14 protein-coding genes, 1 tRNA gene and 1 pseudogene are annotated in these 20,448 nt (G+C 30.5%); 4 read left to right on the top strand and 12 right to left on the bottom strand.

Annotation, left to right across the window (positions count from 1 at the left end):
• Positions 1-60 precede the first annotated feature (60 nt).
• The 3 genes from BVC87_RS20120 to BVC87_RS20130 form a co-directional block, all read right to left on the bottom strand.
• A complete protein-coding gene (locus tag BVC87_RS20120; protein ID WP_159439396.1) occupies positions 61-2,214 on the bottom strand; it encodes a DUF5916 domain-containing protein in 2,154 nt (717 codons plus the stop codon).
• Between the two features lies 1 nt (position 2,215).
• Entirely contained in the window at positions 2,216-2,641 is a 426-nt protein-coding gene (locus tag BVC87_RS20125) for a nuclear transport factor 2 family protein (protein WP_075344209.1), read from the bottom strand.
• Positions 2,642-2,734: 93 nt separating this feature from the next.
• Positions 2,735-3,781 carry an AraC family transcriptional regulator gene (locus tag BVC87_RS20130; protein WP_075344210.1) on the bottom strand — a complete coding sequence of 349 codons (1,047 nt, stop codon included), beginning with the start codon at positions 3,779-3,781 and terminating at the stop codon, positions 2,735-2,737.
• Between the two features lie 313 nt (positions 3,782-4,094).
• On the opposite strand from BVC87_RS20130, the gene BVC87_RS20135 reads away from it, so the two are divergent.
• Together BVC87_RS20135 and BVC87_RS20140 are read left to right on the top strand one after the other, a co-directional pair.
• Positions 4,095-5,291 (top strand): Ig-like domain-containing protein, encoded by a 1,197-nt coding sequence (locus tag BVC87_RS20135; RefSeq protein WP_075344211.1) that lies wholly within the window; start codon positions 4,095-4,097, stop codon positions 5,289-5,291.
• Positions 5,292-5,295: 4 nt separating this feature from the next.
• Positions 5,296-6,156, top strand: a complete 861-nt coding sequence (locus tag BVC87_RS20140; RefSeq protein WP_143569860.1) for a transporter — start codon at positions 5,296-5,298, stop codon at positions 6,154-6,156.
• Between the two features lie 152 nt (positions 6,157-6,308).
• Here BVC87_RS20140 and BVC87_RS20145 read toward each other — a convergent pair whose 3' ends face one another.
• Entirely contained in the window at positions 6,309-7,373 is a 1,065-nt protein-coding gene (locus tag BVC87_RS20145) for a PA0069 family radical SAM protein (protein ID WP_075344213.1), read from the bottom strand.
• A gap of 155 nt (positions 7,374-7,528) precedes the next feature.
• Positions 7,529-8,590: a chorismate synthase gene (aroC, locus tag BVC87_RS20150; protein ID WP_075344214.1), complete on the bottom strand. Its 1,062-nt coding sequence runs from the start codon at positions 8,588-8,590 to the stop codon at positions 7,529-7,531.
• Between the two features lie 441 nt (positions 8,591-9,031).
• Between aroC and BVC87_RS20155 the strand changes: the two genes are divergently transcribed.
• Positions 9,032-9,119: transfer RNA gene (locus BVC87_RS20155), tRNA-Ser, on the top strand.
• Between the two features lie 552 nt (positions 9,120-9,671).
• Here BVC87_RS20155 and BVC87_RS23720 read toward each other — a convergent pair.
• Together BVC87_RS23720 and BVC87_RS20160 are read right to left on the bottom strand one after the other, a co-directional pair.
• Complete coding sequence (locus tag BVC87_RS23720) at positions 9,672-9,827, bottom strand: hypothetical protein (protein WP_200799215.1); 156 nt, start codon at positions 9,825-9,827, stop codon at positions 9,672-9,674.
• A gap of 14 nt (positions 9,828-9,841) precedes the next feature.
• A complete protein-coding gene (locus BVC87_RS20160) occupies positions 9,842-12,289 on the bottom strand; it encodes a T9SS type A sorting domain-containing protein (RefSeq protein WP_075344215.1) in 2,448 nt (815 codons plus the stop codon).
• A gap of 201 nt (positions 12,290-12,490) precedes the next feature.
• On the opposite strand from BVC87_RS20160, the gene BVC87_RS20165 reads away from it, so the two are divergent.
• Complete coding sequence (locus tag BVC87_RS20165) at positions 12,491-12,697, top strand: hypothetical protein (RefSeq protein ID WP_075344216.1); 207 nt, start codon at positions 12,491-12,493, stop codon at positions 12,695-12,697.
• 251 nt (positions 12,698-12,948) lie between these two features.
• Here BVC87_RS20165 and BVC87_RS20170 read toward each other — a convergent pair whose 3' ends face one another.
• From BVC87_RS20170 to BVC87_RS23550, 5 genes and pseudogenes are all read right to left on the bottom strand, one after another.
• Positions 12,949-13,407 carry a DMP19 family protein gene (locus BVC87_RS20170; RefSeq protein WP_075344217.1) on the bottom strand — a complete coding sequence of 153 codons (459 nt, stop codon included), beginning with the start codon at positions 13,405-13,407 and terminating at the stop codon, positions 12,949-12,951.
• Between the two features lie 20 nt (positions 13,408-13,427).
• Complete coding sequence (locus BVC87_RS20175) at positions 13,428-14,045, bottom strand: hypothetical protein (protein ID WP_075344218.1); 618 nt, start codon at positions 14,043-14,045, stop codon at positions 13,428-13,430.
• Positions 14,046-14,055: 10 nt separating this feature from the next.
• Complete coding sequence (locus BVC87_RS20180; RefSeq protein ID WP_075344219.1) at positions 14,056-15,051, bottom strand: RHS repeat-associated core domain-containing protein; 996 nt, start codon at positions 15,049-15,051, stop codon at positions 14,056-14,058.
• A gap of 386 nt (positions 15,052-15,437) precedes the next feature.
• The gene (locus BVC87_RS20185) at positions 15,438-19,682 is read right to left on the bottom strand and encodes a DUF6443 domain-containing protein (protein WP_159439397.1); all 4,245 of its coding nucleotides are present in this window, start codon (positions 19,680-19,682) and stop codon (positions 15,438-15,440) included.
• 14 nt (positions 19,683-19,696) lie between these two features.
• A pseudogene (locus BVC87_RS23550) lies at positions 19,697-20,448 on the bottom strand (hypothetical protein); the annotation flags it as partial.

Below are 20,448 nucleotides of genomic sequence, written 5' to 3' on the forward strand. Positions count from 1 at the left end.
TAAATAAATATCAATAAAAAACTCGGAGTTTATCTCCGAGTTTTTTTGTTTAAACGACTTTTAAAAATCAAATCGATAATTCATTTTAAAAGCTACTCCCCAATTGGTTCTATTAAAATTTTGATCAAAATTATCTGTTACTACCAAGTATACATAACTCAAAGGCTTGTATTCCCATTGCAATCTACTATTGATATTAAAATTATTTCGTTGATTATTATACTGTACGTATGTTGTCCAGTTTAAACGATTATTAAAAAATATCTCTCCTGTGAATCTACTCAAGTGAAATGTTTCTTTTCCTAATTCATGTAAATCAATTGAATTAACATCATGCGATAATTCTAAGTTGGCAAAAGGTAATAGTTGATAATTCACATATATACCTCCTGTAATTTTTTCTCCTTCATAAAATTTTCCCTTTTGAATGTTTACTCGATATCGTAATTGTTGATTATTAGCAGAATTATATCCAACTTTTACATTCCAATTATGATATCTTTTAGGTAGTAATGCATTTCCATTTCCTAGCACATCAAAACCATATTTTAGATCAATATCATCATAATTTAAGACATAATACACCGCAGAAAAATCCTTAAAAAACACTGCAGAATTTAAAAAATGACTCATTTGATTTAAACTACCATCTATATCAAAATAAGAATTATTCTCATAATTCAAATATCGTATTGAATTCAACTTTTTAGAATCATCATAAAACTTCGTGTATTGTAAATAACTCGTTGTTTGATAGTAGCCTTCTCTAACCAATACATCATTAACAGCATCATATGTATACAATCTCGGTGTAAAACCAACATCGGCTATATAATTCTCTTGTACATTTTTAACTGAAAAACCTCCCTGTAGCCCTCTATCATTATAATCAATTCCCAAATTAAAAAACTTGTTTTTTTCAGAGATATCGTTAGTAAAGCTCATCGCAAGATTTGCTAATCCAATCCATTTATTATCATCTGACTTAAAATTCAGATTCCCTCCCGCAACTCTGTTATAGTTATTTGCAAAGCTAAAACCATTAGTTTCCTGTCTGTTTATCAAAAAAGCTGTTGCTGTTAATTGTTTTAGTAGTTGCTGTTCTCCTACTAACACTGTATAATTTTGAGCTTTACTATTTTCATTGTCATTTGTTTGAACATTCAATACCCCTACTCTAGTTTTTTGGGCTACGTTACCTGATAATTTTAATCCAAATTGAATTTCGTTTTGAGCTCCTATTCTCCTAGAATAAAATGGATTTACATCTGTTGTACCTAAATTCGAGAAGAGATCAGCATTTTCTAAAAAGAAATTACGACGCTCAGGAAAGAATACAGAAAAGCGAGATAAATTAGTTACCTGTTGATCTACATCTATTTGTGAAAAATCCGGATTAATTGTTGCATCTAACTTTAAAGAAGATGATACGTTATATTGTACATCTAAACTGGGTTTAAAAGTAGTCTCATCATTACTATCAATATTTTGATAGTTTACAGTTACAGATGGAGTTACTGCAAAACGAGAACGAACTGTTTCAGGTATTTTTTCAACAATAAAACTTCTTGTAAAGCGTAAATCAAACGTTAGATAGTTCCTACTTAAATCCGTTAAAATAGTCCAAGAATTATTTTTAATATCTCTTACATAAAATTGTACTCCAAACGTTGTATTTTCCTTATTAAAATTTAGTGCTTTAAAAGGAATAGCTATTTCATAAACTTTATTATTTCCTATTACTGATGTTTTAGTTTCCCATACAGCATTCCAGCTAAAGTTTAATCCATACCCTGTTTCATTTCGTTCTACTAAAGCATCTACTTGTGTTCCATATGTATTCACTGCAAATAAATTTCCATTTTGCTGTTGATGTTGTGTGTCTAACACTACAATAAATGCATCACTCAAACCAATAGAAACATCTCGTTTTAAGGAACTCACTTGTTGCTTTGATGTACTATCATGATACACCGCTCCTATATATAAAAATTCACCATTATGAAATATTTTTACTTCAGTTTGATTCTCTGCCAACCCTTCATCTGTTGGTAGCAGATTATGAAAATTTGAATTAATAGGTATTCCTTCCCAAACTTCTTCATTCAATTTCCCATCAATCTCAATAGAAACATCTTTATATACTATTGATGAGTTTTGAGAGAAAACAACTGCATTTAATAAAAAAGCTATACTAACTTTTAGTATTTTCATTCTACTCATTATCGTCTACCCTAGTTGCTGTTTTACTTATAATCTCCCAACTTTTTTCAACCTTTTTCAATAAGAATAAATCAATATATACCCATTTTCTTTCTGGTCCCGCTATTTCGACTTTTGCAGTTGCAATATCTTTTACAATGTCTATTGCTAACACTTTACCAACACGTCCATTAAATTCTCCCTTTGCCTTATTTTTAAAAAATCCTGCATACTCTTCGGGGGTATATCGTTTAAACCCGCTTTTTGTAGTTAAGTATAAAGTTGCATTATCCGCAAAGGCACTTTTAAGTATCTCCAGTTCGTTATAAGAACTCCCTTTAATATAATTTTGAAGTGTTTTTTCTACGTTTTTCAATTCCGATTGCCCATTTGCAATCTGTGATACAATACAAATAAACGCTATTAAAGCTCGTTTCATAGTTTTGATTTTAAATTTGATTCAAAACTCTTGAAACTCTACTTCAAATAGATGATATTTTATAATTTAGGTGTCCTGAATTATAAAACTAGACTATAAAAATTGTTTTTGAAACTGAGATGGAGTCAATCCAACTGTTTTTTTAAACGTAGCATAAAAGTTTGATTTAGAAGAAAAACCAGCTTCAAACCCAATAGCTTCCAAAGTCAAATCTTTTCGCTTTTCTAATAACTTCTTAGCTTCCTCAATTCTATACGCATTCATAAAGGCAGCAAAGCTTTTTCCTAGATTATCATTCAATAATTGTGACAATTTGTGAGGTGTAATTTTAATTTCTTTGGCCACATCAGAAATTTTAATATCTGTATTTTTATATAATGCTTCTTCTTCAACAAGCTGATTTAATTTTTCAAGTAAACTTTCAGCTTCTGATTCAACTATTTTTTTTGAAGCATATTTTTCAGGTATATCCTTAAAAATCTCTTCTCTATTTTTCTTAGACAAAAAGAAAATTAACAATACATAAAAGACAATTGAAAATGTAATCGTTCCTACCAAGTATAAATAAAACATTCCTATTAAATATGCTACAAATATTAGTAGATTTGCTATGTACACCCAAATTAACCACAACTCAGAAGTAGTAGTTTCTTCTGACTTACTAATTAATTTTTTACCTATATTTTTCAGAATAAAACCAGAAGCCACAATGTATATTCCCCAAACAAAATAGATAACATACACGAAATAAGAATTCCAAAAACCTTTAGCATATTCATAAGGAAAAATAAAACCTAGAACTGTTATGATTATTCCTAAAATCCCAAAGTTTAGCTTCCATTTAAAAGGAAAATCTTTTTTATTTTCTAAAGAAGCTCTTATATAATAAAAGAGACTTACACCTATTAAGAAGCAAGCTGATAACCCTATTTGAATTAGCGTAATATTTCGTTCTTCTCTAGGAGTGAAAATCACATATAATGATTTACCAATCCTCATACTTAAAAACAATACTAACAGACCAAACAGAAAGTTTTGTACTCTTTTTTCTCTATTAAAAAAGAGAAAATATAAGGCAACTAAAAAACCATTAAAAACTCCTAAACCGCAAATAAAGAATAAGATTGGATTATTGAACATAAGAAACAAAATCTGACTTTTAACTATAAATTATATTAGCGTAAATAACAATAATACTATTAATTTTTGATGCAGTAAATTTAATTACTTCACTATTTATTACGTATAAAATTAGGTGTTTTATATACAATACTAAAATCTCTATTCTAGCCATCACATACCGAAATATATATCATTTATAATTAAATAGTTAACATTCCATTTTAACACTAACTATCGTTTTTAGTTTTAATTTAACTTTTATCCTTCTGCCTTCCTGTAAACGTTTTGTTTTTGTTTCGACCAAGGAGAGAACTAATTAAAAACAGAACTAATGAAACAGTGGACTATTTTCCTCCTATCACTTATTCTTTTTCAAAGCTGTATTGAAAATGATATTATTGATGATAAGCAAGATGAAGTACTATCGTTTAACAACTCAGTTAACGAATTAACGATAAAAGAGACACATCAATATCAAACAAGATTCACCGACAATGTAGGTAAATTAACCTCTCCAACTATTACTTGGTCTTCTTCTGACGAAAGTGTAATTTCTGTAAATAGTAGTGGATTATTAACTGCTAATGCAATTGGAACTGCTACGGTAACTGCTAAAGTTACTACCGAGGAAGGAAAAGAAGTTATCAATACAGAAACTATTGAAGTAGTAGCTGCTGAAGAAAAAATAGTCATCTCAAATGTTATTCAAGAGATTATCATCAATAATACACATCAATATGCAACAGTTTACACTAATATGCTTAACGATGTGGAAAGTGCAACTGTTAGCTGGAGTAGTTCTGATAATACTATAATCACTGTTTCCAATACAGGATTAATTACTGCAACAGGTTTAGGTACCGCAACCATAAAAGTTTCAACTACTGGAAGTAGTGGACAAGAAGTATTTTTTGAAGATGAAGTAACTGTAACTCCAATTCAAGAAAAATTAAGTATTAATAATCCTATTGTAGAAATTGATATTACTAAAACTCATCAATATAATACAACATACACAGATAATACAGGTACGGTGCAAACACCAACTGTTACTTGGAGTAGCTCAGATACAAATATTTTAAGTGTAGACAATAATGGTAAAATCACTGCGATTTCTGCTGGAGAAGCAACTATAACCGCTTCTGTTATAGGTTCAACAGGAACTACAATAACCGCTGAAGATATAGTTACCGTAAAAGGCAATAGTAATGAAAAAACAGGTACTATACGAACTACTAGTAGCTATGTACTTGAAGGGACCTTTACTTTAAAAGAAATACCAGGCACCAATAACTTAGAATTAGTTATTAATGATAACTACAGAGCTTCTACTAGTTTACCTGGTTTGTATTTATACCTAACTAACAATCCTAGCACTGTTAACAATGCTAAAGAAGTAGCTCCTGTCAGCATTTTCAACGGAAGACATACTTATATCATAGAAAATACAGGAATTAATGATTTCACTCACCTATTATACTGGTGTAAGCCTTTTAAAGTGAAAGTTGGAGAAGCTAAAATTGAATAATCATATGAGAAAACATATTATACTTACACTCTTAGTTTGTGTATTAGGAAGCAATATTTACGCACAATGGAGTAAAGGAAAAGGTAACGGATATTATAAATTATCAGCTTGGTATTTACAATCTGACCAACATTATACAGATACTGGTGCCATAGATTCAAATGCAACAAGAACTCAATTCAACACTAATATTTACGCAGAATATGGAATTAGTGATCGTATTGATCTAATTGCTTATGTTCCTTTTTTAACCAGTACTTCTGAAAACAATCAAGTTTCTGGTACTACTGGAGAAGTTATTAGTGAAGGTGAATCAGTGACGTCTTTTGGAGATATGGATATCGGAATTAATTATGGTTTCTATAAAAAAGGGAATTGGGCTGCTTCTGTAAAACTTTTACTAGGGTTACCAACTGGAGATGAAAATGCAGGAACAGATGGAAACTTTCAAACTGGTGATGGTGAATTCAATCAATATTTATCTACATCATTAGGGTATAGTACTTCTTTACATGGTTTGCCTTTTTATGCTAAATCATACTTAGGATATAATAATAGATCTAAAGGGTTTTCTGATGAATTCAGAACGGGTTTAGAAGCTGGAATTAATGTTTTAAATTCTAAACTTTGGTTGATTACTCGTTTAAATATTTTAAAATCATTTAAAAACGGAACCTTAAACGCTGTAAATAGCAATGGAAGTATTTTTGCTAATAATATTGAATTTAGCAGCTTTGGATTTGAAGCAGCATACTATTTTACGAAAAATTTAGGAGTTTCTGCTAGTTTTGATTCAGCTTTTAGTGGTAGCATAATTGCTGCTAATCCTTCATTCTCTGGAGGAATATTTTTAGACATTAAATAAGAAAAATACCTCATAATTTTAAAAAGCCTTTCTAAATTTAGAAGGCTTTTTTTGTAAAGTAAAATCTTGAAGGGTTTTGAAATTATTTACATCCGCATAAAAATAACTGAAATTCTACAGGCAAAAATTAATGTAGTATAAGAAATAAATTCTTAAAACAAAGACATTTGATTTGTTTGATTTTTATCAAATAAAGAACAATCCAATGGTGGCAACACACTATCTTTTAAATATAATTTCCTTGCCAATTGAAATTGCATTGCTATTTGTTCTGCAAACTTACCCTCTCCTCGCATTCGTACCCCAAATCTAGATTCATTTAAAGTTCCATTATGACAATCTTCTATTTGATGTAATATTTTATCTGCTCTATCAGGATATGTTTTTCTCACCCATTTAGAAAAAATCTCGCCAATAGCACCATTAAGCCGAACTACTGTATATGCCACGGATTTTGCTCCCAGTTCACTTATTTTTTTTACTAATGGTAAGATTTCATGATTATTAATTGCTGGGATAATTGGTGCCATCATTACATTTACTGGAATATCATTTTTTGACAATACTTCAACAGTTTGTAATCTTTTTTTAATACTAGCAGTTCTAGGCTCTAGCGTTTTTCTAGTTTCTTCAGAAAGTGAAGTAATAGAAATATTGACTCTTACTAAATTTAAACTAGCCAATTCTTTCAAGAGCTCTAAATCTCGAAGTATTAATGCATTTTTAGTTATAATTCCTACAGGGTGCTTAAACTTTAAAAAGACCTCAAGAATTTTTCTAGTAATTTGTAGTTTTCTTTCCAAAGGTTGATAGCAATCCGTATTTCCTGAAAGCATAATTGGTACAGCTTGCCAATTTCTACTTTTCAGTTTTTTTTCAAGTAATTTATGAGCATTATTCTTGTATAAAATTTTACGTTCAAAATCTAATCCTGCTGAATACCCCCAATATTCATGAGAGTTTCTTGCATAGCAGTAAATACATCCATGTTCACAACCCTGATAAGGATTCATTGAAAATGAAGCTCCAATATCTGGACTTTTTACTTTGTTGATAATGGTTTTTGGAAATATTTCAAGATACGATGTTTTATTATCGTCTGAGTTCTCATTTTCAATAGCGCAATAGTTTAAAAAATCATCTAAGACTTCATAACTATGCTGTAGAAATCTATTATGTGTGTTGTGCTGAGCTCCTCTACCTTTTATATACTCCATAAAATATCATTTTAAATTATTATAAAACGAATGATTTTATCGAGAAAAAGTTTTAAAAACTTCGCGATACAACCTCAACAATTTGTTGAAATCACTCTAAAAAGTGGACTAAATTTACATCAAGTTATGTAAAAAACATAATGATGTTGATAAGTTTACGCTTTCCTAACTCTATTCATTAACCAAAAATCTGCCAATACTAAAGCTGTAAGTGCTTCTACAACAGGAACCGCTCTTGGAACCACACAAGGGTCATGTCTTCCTTTTCCTTGAATTTCTGTTTCTTCACCTTCAGAATTTATCGTCGGCTGATTTTGCATTATGGTCGCTACAGGTTTAAATGCTACTCTAAAATAAATATCCATACCATTTGAAATTCCTCCTTGAATTCCTCCAGATAAATTAGACTGGGTTGTTCCATCAGCATTAAAAATATCATTATGCTCAGAACCTTGCATTTTTGCGCCACAGAATCCGCTTCCAAATTCAAATCCCTTCACTGCATTTATAGAAAGCATTGCTTTTCCTAATTCAGCATGCAACTTATGAAAGATAGGTTCTCCCAAACCTACGGGTACATTTTGAGCTACACATGTAATTGTGCCCCCAATAGTGTCACCTGCTTTTCTAATTTGCTGAATTTTGGTAATCATCTTTTCAGCATATTCTTCATCAGGACATCTTACAATATTATCCTCTGTTTTCGAAAAATCTAAATCTTGATATGGTTTTTCTAGAAAAATATCTCCTACAGAAGATGTAAAAGCATTAATTTCTATATGTGCTAATAATTGTTTTGCTAAGGCTCCTGCTACTACCCAATTTGCAGTTTCTCTAGCTGATGTTCTACCTCCTCCTCTATGATCTCTTATTCCAAACTTTTTATCGTAAGTGTAATCTGCATGAGATGGTCTATACACATTAGTATTGTGGCTATAATCTTTGCTTTTTTGATTTGTATTTCTAATCACAAACCCTATAGGCATACCAGTAGTTTTTCCTTCAAAAATACCTGATAAGAATTCAACAGTATCAGGTTCTTTACGTTGTGTAACAATTTTTGATTGTCCAGGTTTACGACGATCTAACTCTTTTTGAATTGCATCAAAATCAACAGTGACACCTGCCGGAAAACCATCAATTACTCCACCGATTCCTACTCCATGTGACTCTCCAAAAGTTGATACTCGTAAAATATTTCCAAAGGAATTAAACATACTTCTTAATTTTAAAACGAATTTAGTTAATTAAGAGAAAAACCAAAGTTTTCCTAGCATAAAAATTGCTTTAATGATTAAAAATATTTTTACAATGTATTTTCCTTTAGTATATACAGTTATTCTTCTCCTATTAAAAAACCTAGTAAAGCTGAAATTCCTATGTAAATTCTAAAAGAAAAGTTTAAATTAAATATGATGACACGATTAGCCCCATTGCCTACATTTGAGAGTACCCTAAAAAAGGTGATGAAATCGTTAGTAATGATATTCTGCCAACAATGCTTTTAATTACTCTTTCTATAATTACAAAATAAAAACCTAATACTAAACACATTATAATTATTACTCAAAATTGATTGAAAAAAATCCAAAATTGTTTTCTCTAATTGAAAAAGGTTCTTATATTTGCACCCGCAAACGAGTAATCGTTAGTCGACTGGTGAAATGGCAGAGTGGTCGAATGCGGTGGTCTTGAAAACCATTGACTGTAACAGGTCCGGGGGTTCGAATCCCTCTTTCACCGCCAAACCCTTGATAATCTTTTGATTTTCAAGGGTTTTTTATTTCGGGGGAAAGTAGAGGGGAAAATAAATATCTACTATAAACACATCTCACCATTTTTTACTTTTAAAATCAGAAAAAAAAGAATATATTTGGCCTAACCTAGTAGACGTACTAGGTCTTTTTCTTTTTCATAGCAATTTTCCCACTCAATCTTTGAGTGGGTTTCTTTTTTAGAAAAGTTTATTTAATCGTTTTTAAACTATCAATAGTGCTATTTATTTCTTTTTTATCGAATTTAAAACCAACCACCAAACATTAAAACACCTTCACTACCAACAACTTAACCCAACACTTAATTAATAAGGATTTAATATTTAGCTAAATTTAACTATAACTAAACATAAATTTATTTATTTTTAGCAACCTATTTATGAAGATACTGAACCACTAAAATCATATACTTAATTAAGGGATTGTTAAAGTATTAATATGGTTCAGATCTTCATAAGCTTTTTAAAATCTTAATGATTATGACCTCATAACATTAAAGTGTTACACTAGGATTTTGTTAGTATTAAAAACCTCCTCCTGGAGGTTCTGGTGAAGCTGCTTGTGCTTTTTGAGGTTGCAAAATTAAATATGTACCTAAAGCTGTTAGTGCTGTATATTTTCCGTATTTTTTTATCTTATGTAACGCTTCTTTACGCGTTATTTCTTTTTTACTGCCCATATGACATTATTGTTTTATTGTAATAGTATTTTCTTAGTAATCACTCCTAAAGCTCCCTTTACTTGTACTATATAAACACCACTTGATATCTTCGGTATAGAAACTTTATGTATCACTGCTTTTTTAAGCTCCTGATGTACAATTACTTTTCCATCTAAAGTAAATAAGTCTACTTCTGCTGTAGTTTCTAATCCTTTTATAACAACTTCTTCCTTGCCTGTTGTATATATCTGAACTTTGTCTACTTCTTCAGTAATACTATCTTCATTATTTAAACGCTTTGAAGAAATATGCACATAAAACCTACCTGTTTCTTTTTCTGTTTTAGTTAGCTGTATTTTATACTCTTTTTCAGAAAGATTTACAAAACTATTCGCTTGCTTATCTTCTAAATACACCATTGTTCCCTCAGGAAAATTCATCATTTCTGCAGTAAAAGTTATCTCTTGATCCTTTTCAAGATGTACACCCACGGGCACGCTAAATTGTTCTTTGTCTGTGGTCGGTAATGTTTGAATAGCTAACTTTTTCCCTTTCTCATCATTTATTAATGCTGTATATACATCAAAATCAGAAGCTACTCCTCCAAACAAACTACTATCATATCCATTATCAAACCCAACATTTTTATTAGCCACATAGTATAGTTCTGTTGCAGTTTGTTGATCCCCATTATCTATCAATAGCTTAATCTTAGACACAGGATTTTCTCTACTTACTATAGTATGTCTACGATCATTTTTATCAAAACGAATAGAAGCCCTGTCTGTCTTAGCTTCAATAAAATACCCCATTCCTGGTGTAATATCTATAGGATTCATAGCATTATGACTTACATATCGGCTTCCATTCCACACCCATATAGTTTGTTCTTGTAGTACGGATGTATTTTTAGTTATAAATGTAGAAGAGTTAATACTTGCAAAAAAAGGATTTCCTGCTAAATTAAAATCATTTCTTGTTCCTTTAAAAATCAACTGAGTTGTAGTATTATTGTTTATTTTTCCTGTTAAAGAAATAGTGCCGGGTGTAGCTAATTTTACACCATAACCTCTCCCTAAAAACATAAAACCTGTACTACTTGCATTTTGATATTCCCAAATATTAGCAGCTGAAGTTATGTAGGTTCCCAATCCTAAATTTCCTCCTGTACCAGTTGCTAAATTGTGATTAGCAATAAAATTCTCAAAACTTTCAAAAATTACAGGCGAACCAATTAAATACCAATCTGTAGTTGGTAGACTTCTTTGAAATGTAGCATCTCCAGTTGCATTACCTTCAATAATCATAGACCCTAAAAGCTCAAAAACACCTTCAGAGATTACATCTCTAGTAATGGTTAGCTTTTCTCCTTCTACTACGGTTAGTGAAGCACCAGATCTAATTCGTAAATTACGAAGCACTGTTTCTTGTTTTTTATCATCAAGAACTGCTTTCTTTCCTTCAGCAATGATAACATTATCTGTAGCTACAGGAAGCCTACTTAAATTCCAATTTCCTGCATTACTCCAGTCAGTATCCACAATCTCTTGAAAGATATTGGTTGCAGTACAGTTTTCACTATAAAATGTTGTATCGTCTTTTGTCCACGCAGATATTGAAGGAACAAAACCTGCATCTACTTGCACACAAGTTAAATTTGCATTTCCCGAAATATCAACACTTGTAATTGTTGCGTTATTTCCATTCTGTAAATTTAAACTTGTCAATTGATTATTACCAACATCAAGAGTTACCAATTGAGTTAACGAAGATAAATCAATATCTGTTAAACTATTAGCTCTTACATTAACTATTCTTAATGCTGTATTATTACTAAGATCTAATGAATTAAGTCTACTTGTTCTAAAATCGATTTCTTCTAAGTTTAGATTATTCGAAAGATCAATAGTTGTTTGTGATGAACCAAACATTAAAAATCTTTTTAATAATGTATTATTAGTCACCTCTAAAGAAATTCCTGAACATGCCAAAGTTGTTAGCTTTGTATTTTGAGATACATCTAAAGCAGTAATTCTTGACTGTATAGTGGACAACTCTTCTAATTCTAAATTCTTAGTTACATCCAAACTCGTAATTACAGTAGAAACAACATACAACCTTTTTAATGCTAAATTTTTAGTAACATCCAGTGCTGTTAATCCGAAATTACTATTAAAATTTACCTCTATCAGTGCCGTGTTTTTAGTGATATCTGCACTTGTAAAGCTATTACCAGATGCATTCAATACCCTTAAAGCAAGAAAGTCTTCTATACCTGTTAAATCAGTAATTCCTTTACGAGGAATATTTAAACTAATTACACTTGCTATATTACTTGTTGGCACAAAATCATCCAACGTCCCTGAATCATAACCTAAATCGATTAATGCTTGCTCAAAATTATCATCAGGAACGTAAGTTTGTTGTGCTATCCCCCCGATTGTTAGCACAACAAAAATTAAGAAAAAATGTTTCCTCATTATATATGTTTTTTAAATACCCGACAAAACTAAAGGATACCTTAACTAAAAAAATCACCCAAAAAAGGTGATTATTATTACATATATACATCTCAAAATGTGATATAGCTACTTTAAAAAAACACAACACTCTTAGTATCTATATGACTTACAAAAGGGAAACTATTTTTAATCGTATTTCAGCAAACAGCAGATGGGAAAATGCGAGGCGGTTCTAAAAGTGCCTTTGATGGTGATTGTATTTTTTATGTAGAGAAATCTCCAGACTTTAAAAAGCACTATGTATACACTGATAAAAACCGCTATCAAACTCAAAATTTAGAAGAGTTACAATACAATATATATTCAGGAAAATTAAATTCTATAGAAAGTAAGCAATTAGAAAATTTGGAAGAAGTAGAATTTTAAAGGTGATTTTTCTATATGATAAACATAAAAAAAGCCTCTCTGTGCATTCGAGAGACCTAAAATGATCTTCATACAAAGATCAAGTGAAATAAAGTATAATAAACTTAATAGTAGAAACCCTTTTTAAAAAGGGGAAAAAACCTGTTTTTAGAAATAAAAAAAGAGCCTCGTAGATAGAGGCTCTTTCAAACTATAGATTAGTTTTATAATAACTATTATTTACTTTATTCAAAATTAAAAGTACTTAAAATTTAAGATATAAACTTTCCTAAATCATTTATTAAATCATCCCTTAACTGGTAATATAAATCATCATATTTATCAAGTGAGTCATATAAATCATCATCAAAGTTGACTAATTTATCTAAGTTTCTATTAAAAATAATCTTATTAAAATCTTCAATATTTAACTTTAAATAGTTTACTTCATTAATTACTTTCGAAAGTATTTTATATAACTTAATCGAGTTCATCTTTTCTAGTATTTCTAAAGTAAGATTAGCAAAAGTTCCATATGAATTAAGGAAGTACTGATGGAAACCACCATTAAATACTTGACCATCTAGAATTGAAGCTAAATATGTTGCTTTTTGTTTTATTTCTAAACTATTAACATAACTATGCCATAAATTATAATCTTCTAAATTTTTTTCATCTAAACCTTTAACAACATCATTAAAATGCTTGTCTATTAATTTTTTGTATTCCATGTTTATTTAGTAAATATCAATTAAATAACATCTACTATTTCTTTATTAATTGGTATTAACTCTAAAGGGTCATGATTAACTTGATAAATGTTTCTATGCATGTCCATGCCAATAAAATCTCCATCTTCCAAATCCTTAATATGAAAAATTTCCTTTCCCTGAATAGTTACAAGATAAACATCAGAAGCAGTAATTATATTTTTCTCATTTGAATTCAAAACACTCAAAAAGCGCTCATAGTCAGAGTTGTTACCAAGAGTTTTATTAAAGTTTGAATAATCAATTTTATCTAGATCTAGATCGTATTTTTTCTTTTTATCTAAGGAATAACCATTTATTACATTATCTGTTACATAAATTACACAGTTCAAATATTCATTTGTACTATTATTATAAACCTTAATACCTGTTAATTTATAATTCGTTTTTTTATCACTAAACTTTTCATAAATATCATAATTATAACCAAAGGCTATATAACCAGGTATATCACTAGCTCCCAGAATAACACTCCTAAACAAACTACTGTTTACTTGCTTATTTAAATAATTAAACTCTTTTGGTATTTCAGAAGTTATTCTATTTAACAACTCTAATTCCCAATCTTGTACTTTAGTTCTTTTGAAAAAATTAAACATAATAAAAAAATTAAAATCTAGTAAACCAATTATATTTCTTAAACCAACCTACGTCTTTTTTAAAACTAGCTCTAAGAAACTTAAATCTATATTTATCGAGTAAGGCATGTTGAACTGTATTCATTCTCCATACGTTAATTCTGTTATTTACCAACCAATTAGGTAAATTAAGTCTTCTTTGTAATCTTTGAGTTAAAAAAACATGGTGATACTCAATACTTATTCTTTGTACTCCAGATGAAGTTTGTATATTAGTTAATGTCCTTGTTCCTCCTCTAGCATCCTTATATTCCTTAAATGTTTTGCCTCCTCTTAAGTTTATTGAAGTACTTCTTCTAAAGGCTAATATAGACAAAACATTAAGATCTTTCCTTACTTCTTTGTCCGCATTCCAATCTCTTCTTAAGATTCGAATGTACCTACCTAGCATTGTACCTACTTCTCCATTTTTGATATAATCCCAGTCATCATCTCCTTTTTCACTATCAAACATCTCATGTTCAATAGAGTAGTCATAGTTTGACGCATCTTTCATCTCAGGATCTACACCACCATTTTTAATTACGGTTTCTCTAAACTTTGCATACGCTTTACAAAAATCGTCACAATCACTACTAGTAGAACTAGAACTACCTGAACTTACTGCTTGTCTTTCACTTGCACGGATGAAGTTTCCATACTCATCATATTCAGAACGTCCAAATAAGTCAACTCCAAATCCATTAGTAGGTTCACCATCTGCACCTGAAGGATCTGCAAAATATATAGGATTATTATCAAACCCATTATAAGTTGATTGAGAATGATGTGTAATAGGATCTATGGAAGTCCATCGAGCTATAATAGGATCAAACTGACGAACATCCATTTCCATTAAATTTACACCTAATGCTTCTTCAAACTCCTTTCCATTAAAACCGAATTTTTGCGCTGTATTATTACCATATGATCTAACAATAGAATTATATCCACGATGAGTAAAACCGAAGGGAGAACAACTACCCACAAAATTTTTACGCTTTTAAATATTTTTAACCCTTTTCTATAATTTTAAAGCTATTTCAATGAACAAAAGATACTGCTCATTAGAGCAGTATCAGTTTTTTATTTATTCATTCCCTTAGGAAAAGTAAAAAAAATAAAATATTACAAAAGGGATAACCATTAACAAATTGATAATCTTTTTCTCTTTTTGGGTGATAAAATCTTTTAAGACAACTATTGTAAAATAAGTTCCAAGAATAAATGATGGTAATATCAATAACCAGCTAATAAGTCTATTTAATTTACCAAAAGGGTGGAAAATTTCTAAATGATTAAAAAGGATATATTTTATTAAACCTAATAAAAATATAAAAAAGACTAATATGGATTTATTTTTCATCATAATAATTAAAATTTATAACCGTTGGTTAATGCTCTTTGATCTGCAGGTGTATCAGGACCAAAACCAGTAATCCTACTATTTATATTAGCACCTTCTAAAACACGTTTTAAAGACATACCTAGAGCATTAAATGCTTTACCAGTTACAAAATTACCCGCGTCATAAAGATTATATAAAGTATTGCTATTACCAAATTTAAAGAATCCTCCTCTACCATCTTTAATTAGACCTCCTTCTATTTGAAATCCATTTTTTTCAGAAATATAGGACATGGTAGGAGCAAAATCAAACGATGCATGACCTAGATTTAATAGATACAATTCTTCTGCAAATTGTACTCCTATTAAAGATAAAAATTTAGCTGTTTTATAATTACTTACAATAGAACTAATATTAATGTCTTGTAATATATCGTTCATTTTTTTGACACTAATTTTAGAAAAGATTTTACCTTGACCATAAGCTTCGTAAAGATTGACTAAATGATTTAATTGTTCTTGATCAAATTCATTATCATTTAACTCTAGTTTATTACCAGATTCATCTAAAACAATGTGATCACCTGCTTGTTTCTTAATGTTTGTTATATTTCCATTGGAGTCAACAGTTATAACATCATCAGGAGTATTATTATTACTTCCATCAGCATTCCCTCCATTATTAGCATAGTCTAACGCTTCTTGAAATGTTACTACGTTACCATTTATTACATACTGACCAGTTTCTTCGTTATAAATTGAATCTGCACCTGAAGGATCAGCAAAAAATATAGGATTATTATCAAAAGCAACACTAGTTCCTTGTGAATGATGAGTAACTGGGTCAATTCCATTGAACCTTCCAATAGCTGGGTCATACAATCTAAAGTCCATTTCATGAAGATTAAGTCCTAGACTTTCATTGTACTCAACTCCGTTGTATCCAAATTTCTGAGCCATTGAGTTTCCATGTGGTTGAACTAAGTCGTTGTAGCCCTTGTGCTTTTGCCCAAAAGGATAATAATTTTTTTCCTTGATAATTTCGGATGTAGAAACACTACCATTATCGTCATTATCAGTATAACTTAATCTTACATTATCTAAATGATCTTTAAATTGATATATATATTTAAAAGAACTTCCTGATTTTGTCGTATATCCTTCAGGATGATTTAAAAACTCTAAAGTTTTAGCTCCTGAACCACTCTTTTTATATACAAAACCATTAACATAATCTGTAATTACACCTTGTATTATTTTACGTTGTTTTACACCTGTTGCATCATACGTATAATAAATATGTTGCCCACCAATAGTTACTCTGGTTGGTAAGTTTAAATGATTATACAAGGTGTTAGATGTCATGTTTTTATTTAGGTCCTTTAATTGATTTCCATTGGCATCATAGGTGTATTCCGTAGTAGCGTTAGAACCATTCTTGAATCCAAAAGTACTATTTCCTCCTGATAATTCTTGTACTCTAGTTAGTTTGTTACTCCTACTAACGTAGGTGTATTCTAACTTATCCATGACTCCAAAACTGGTCGCGCTTGTATTGGTATGCCCACGGCGCTCTAAATTAGTAATATTTCCGTTTTTATCATAATTAACGGAGCTTAAACTATAACGATTTGCATTGTCTATAGCACTAGTAAGCCTGTTAAAATCATCGTAATTGTAACGGTACCAACGTAGTGTGTTATCATTTTTAGTACGCCATTCTGTTTCTGCTATATTTCCATTAAATAGTTTTGTACTACTATGCCCTGTCGTATTGTAATTGATTTTAAACGCAAATAAATCATCCCCTAAGCTAGCGCTATTGTTAATGTCGGTTAACCAACCTCTAATATTATATTTATAATCTACTGTTTGTAATCTATTTTGGTTAGTTCTTCCTCCTACTCCTTTGTTTTTGAGCTGTCCTAACTCATCATAGGTATTATAAACAATTACTTCTTCTGCTTGACTACCTATTTTTTGAGTTTGCTTTTGCAATCTACCTACATGATCGTAGGTAAATTTATCTATAATTGTAATAACAGGTAAATTATCGTCTGTTTTATCATGCATTGTCGTCGTTTCTAATGTTCTTCCTGTAAAATCAAATTTACTTTTAACACTAGTCGTACTTAGTAAATAATCATTTTTAGTATATGCATAAATAGGTCTGGCTTTAACATCATAATAGGTTACCGTAGTAATCCATTTATCAGTACCTAATACTTTTACTCTAGATCCTGTAGCTAATCCTTTAGTAGATGACGTAGAGTTTACTCCGTAAATATTAGTTACACTTGCAGCTGCTCCTGCTCGGTTAAATGTATAGTTATCATAATAGTTTGCGGTAAGTACTTCTAAATTGGTTTTAGGAAAGTCGCTGTAACTATAATAAATACCTAAGCTACCACTTGTAGTTAATTTAGTTTCATATAATTCTGCATCGGTATTATTAGTAGCATTTACAAGATCCTGCATTTGTCCTTGAGAAAGTATACTGCTATGCGTATAGATACCTGTGTAAATTACTCTACCTAAAATATCATATTTCGTAAATAACCATTTTTTGTTTGGACGTTGTAATCCATCTTGAGTTAATACGGGTCTATCTAATAAATCATAAATGGTATATTCCCAATCTTTCCCTGCAATTTTCTTTTGTACTAAACGGTTTCTATAATCATATCTATATTGGTAGCATAATTCGCTTAACTCTACACTGTCTGGTTTGGCTGTGTGTGGTTCGGCTTTTGGTGGAAGTACAAAAGTTAGATTTCCAAAATCGTCATATACATAATAGGTATCATGAGCTACATTGTTATTATAGGTACGTTTTAAAACTACTTGACCTTGTTTGTTTTTGAATTTTTCGATAGTGTGATTTTTAGTTGTCCCACTATGATTTTCGTCTTTTGTTATGGTTTTGGTCAGTTCTCCAGCTTCGTAATATCCGTAATTATTATCCGCTGTCGTGTTTAATTGCAATGTAGGCAAATAGGTGTTTCTAGACACTGTAGTTGTAATATAATATTTGCGTACATCTCTATTGGTATTACTTTTATATTCAAACTCTATTTCATGTCCGCTACCCATACGCCAATCATAACCTGGAGCGGCTTGCTTTTTTAATCGGTTTAATGGTGAATTTTCATACTCTTTTTCACTAAATGGATTAGGTGTTAACGTATTAATATCTTCCCTATAATTTGCTTTATAATAGTTGTTGGTTTCCGTAGCTGCATTGGCTCTATATAAACCATTACTACTTGTTGATCCATAGGGTAAATACTCTTTTTCCATTCTACCTAAAGGATCATAGGCTAAATGGGTAATTATATCTTTTTGGCTAGCACTTTGTTTAATAGCAATACTTTGTTTTGTTCTTCCTAACCCGTCATAATACACCACACTTTTTAATGCATCACTATTTTTACTAAGTTGAGAAGTATTAGTTACTGGTTTTTGAGGCGTAATGGTATATACATAATTTTCATTACTTAAATTACCAAGACTAGGACAACCATTAGCCGCACCTGCACCATGCTCCGTAGGACATAGATCATTATTATTAACTACATAACCTGAAGGCTGAGTACAATCTAATTTTGTTACATTAGGGTCTCCTAAACCATCTCCATCCGTATCAGCATACCAAGTTTTAGGGCTTCCTCCTGTTAATTGTACTTGTACAACCGCAGATTGTGTACTCCATTGTCCGCTTGTATTATTTCTGGCTCTTAAAAAGTATTTCCCTGCTGTATTAGCTATATAGGTAGTATTAGAGTTAGAAGTACTAGTTCCAGAAGCATTAGTGCCTTGCCAATACCAAGTTATGCCAACAGGTGGAAGTCCACGTTGTAAGGTAGCACTACCACAATTTTGACTTTTAATAGTTGGATTTGAAGGCTTTGCTGGAACAGCTGAAGCACTTACTTCTACTACATGACCTGCTAAAAAACTTTGATTAAAATTGTTTTTCCCTGTATAGGTGATAAAACTATGTCCGCTATGAATCCATTGTACTCTAACAGAAGTAGTAGATTCACTTAAAATAATAGCTCCATCTATATTCCAAGTACCTTCTATAATATTACCTGAATCAATACTTATTGTATAGGTTTTAATATCATTTACATTGGCTTTATCTCCTCCTGTGAAAGTAGCTGTTACCCCAGAACCAATAGGATCACCTGGTCCAATAGGTACTGGTCCTAGTTGTGCTTTGATTGTTACAGTACATAATACTGCAATCATAAATAATATATGTCTCATTTTTCTTAGCATTTTTAGTTTTTATATTGGTACTTATTCTCTTGTGTTATGTTTCCATCTTGATCTTTTACTAGATGCAGTCGATTGAATTCATCATAACTGTAATACATAGTATATCCTCTAGGATCTGTAGTACTAGTGACTCCGATTAAAGGATCATAAGTAAATGTAGTTACCTGTGCTGGTGTATTGGCAAAAGTATTACGTAATGTAGTTAATCGTGTACGTAAAGTGTTTTCTGTAGCAGCACTTTTATCTGCATCTGATGCTATAATAGCTGCATTAATTGCTGATAATTGAGTACTATTCATTGCAGTATATCCTTCTATTTTAGCAATCGGTTGCGTACCTTGATATCCCCAAACATAATAGATTTTTGAACCATTATTTTTACTTACTTCTTTTGGATTGCCATAAGCGTCATAATTATGATATATGATACGACTTTCTAATGCAGCAGTTCCTTTAATAGCTTGTATATATTTCGGTAAATATATGTTAGATGGATTGTGATTATTGGCATGAATCGTTTTTTGTTCAGCAATTTTCACATTTCCTTTATAGGTTGTAGTTCCTTTAGGAAGTATTCTAAAAGGATCAGGTAAAATACTGAATGTATTTTCTGTTTTATATAACTCACCTTTACTATTAGTCATTTCTGATCCTGCTACTTGATAGTGGTGATCGTAATCATAAAAGTAATCAGTACTCGTACTAACATTTGCTTCTGAATCATATAATATGTCCTTTTTTCTAAAAAGCTTTT

The organism is Tenacibaculum agarivorans, from assembly GCF_001936575.1.
GTDB lineage: Bacteria > Bacteroidota > Bacteroidia > Flavobacteriales > Flavobacteriaceae > Polaribacter > Polaribacter agarivorans.

What these genes read in the sequence shown, in the direction of transcription:
- aroC (WP_075344214.1), bottom strand. Translation starts at nt 8,590, where the DNA reads ATGTTTAATTCCTTTGGAAATATTTTACGAGTATCAACTTTTGGAGAG.
- BVC87_RS20185 (WP_159439397.1), bottom strand. Translation starts at nt 19,682, where the DNA reads ATGAGACATATATTATTTATGATTGCAGTATTATGTACTGTAACAATC.
- BVC87_RS20175 (WP_075344218.1), bottom strand. Translation starts at nt 14,045, where the DNA reads ATGTTTAATTTTTTCAAAAGAACTAAAGTACAAGATTGGGAATTAGAG.
- BVC87_RS20165 (WP_075344216.1), top strand. Translation starts at nt 12,491, where the DNA reads ATGCGAGGCGGTTCTAAAAGTGCCTTTGATGGTGATTGTATTTTTTAT.
- BVC87_RS20135 (WP_075344211.1), top strand. Translation starts at nt 4,095, where the DNA reads ATGAAACAGTGGACTATTTTCCTCCTATCACTTATTCTTTTTCAAAGC.
- BVC87_RS20130 (WP_075344210.1), bottom strand. Translation starts at nt 3,781, where the DNA reads ATGTTCAATAATCCAATCTTATTCTTTATTTGCGGTTTAGGAGTTTTT.
- BVC87_RS20160 (WP_075344215.1), bottom strand. Translation starts at nt 12,289, where the DNA reads ATGAGGAAACATTTTTTCTTAATTTTTGTTGTGCTAACAATCGGGGGG.
- BVC87_RS23720 (WP_200799215.1), bottom strand. Translation starts at nt 9,827, where the DNA reads ATGGGCAGTAAAAAAGAAATAACGCGTAAAGAAGCGTTACATAAGATA.
- BVC87_RS20120 (WP_159439396.1), bottom strand. Translation starts at nt 2,214, where the DNA reads ATGAAAATACTAAAAGTTAGTATAGCTTTTTTATTAAATGCAGTTGTT.
- BVC87_RS20125 (WP_075344209.1), bottom strand. Translation starts at nt 2,641, where the DNA reads ATGAAACGAGCTTTAATAGCGTTTATTTGTATTGTATCACAGATTGCA.
- BVC87_RS20145 (WP_075344213.1), bottom strand. Translation starts at nt 7,373, where the DNA reads ATGGAGTATATAAAAGGTAGAGGAGCTCAGCACAACACACATAATAGA.
- BVC87_RS20140 (WP_143569860.1), top strand. Translation starts at nt 5,296, where the DNA reads ATGAGAAAACATATTATACTTACACTCTTAGTTTGTGTATTAGGAAGC.
- BVC87_RS20170 (WP_075344217.1), bottom strand. Translation starts at nt 13,407, where the DNA reads ATGGAATACAAAAAATTAATAGACAAGCATTTTAATGATGTTGTTAAA.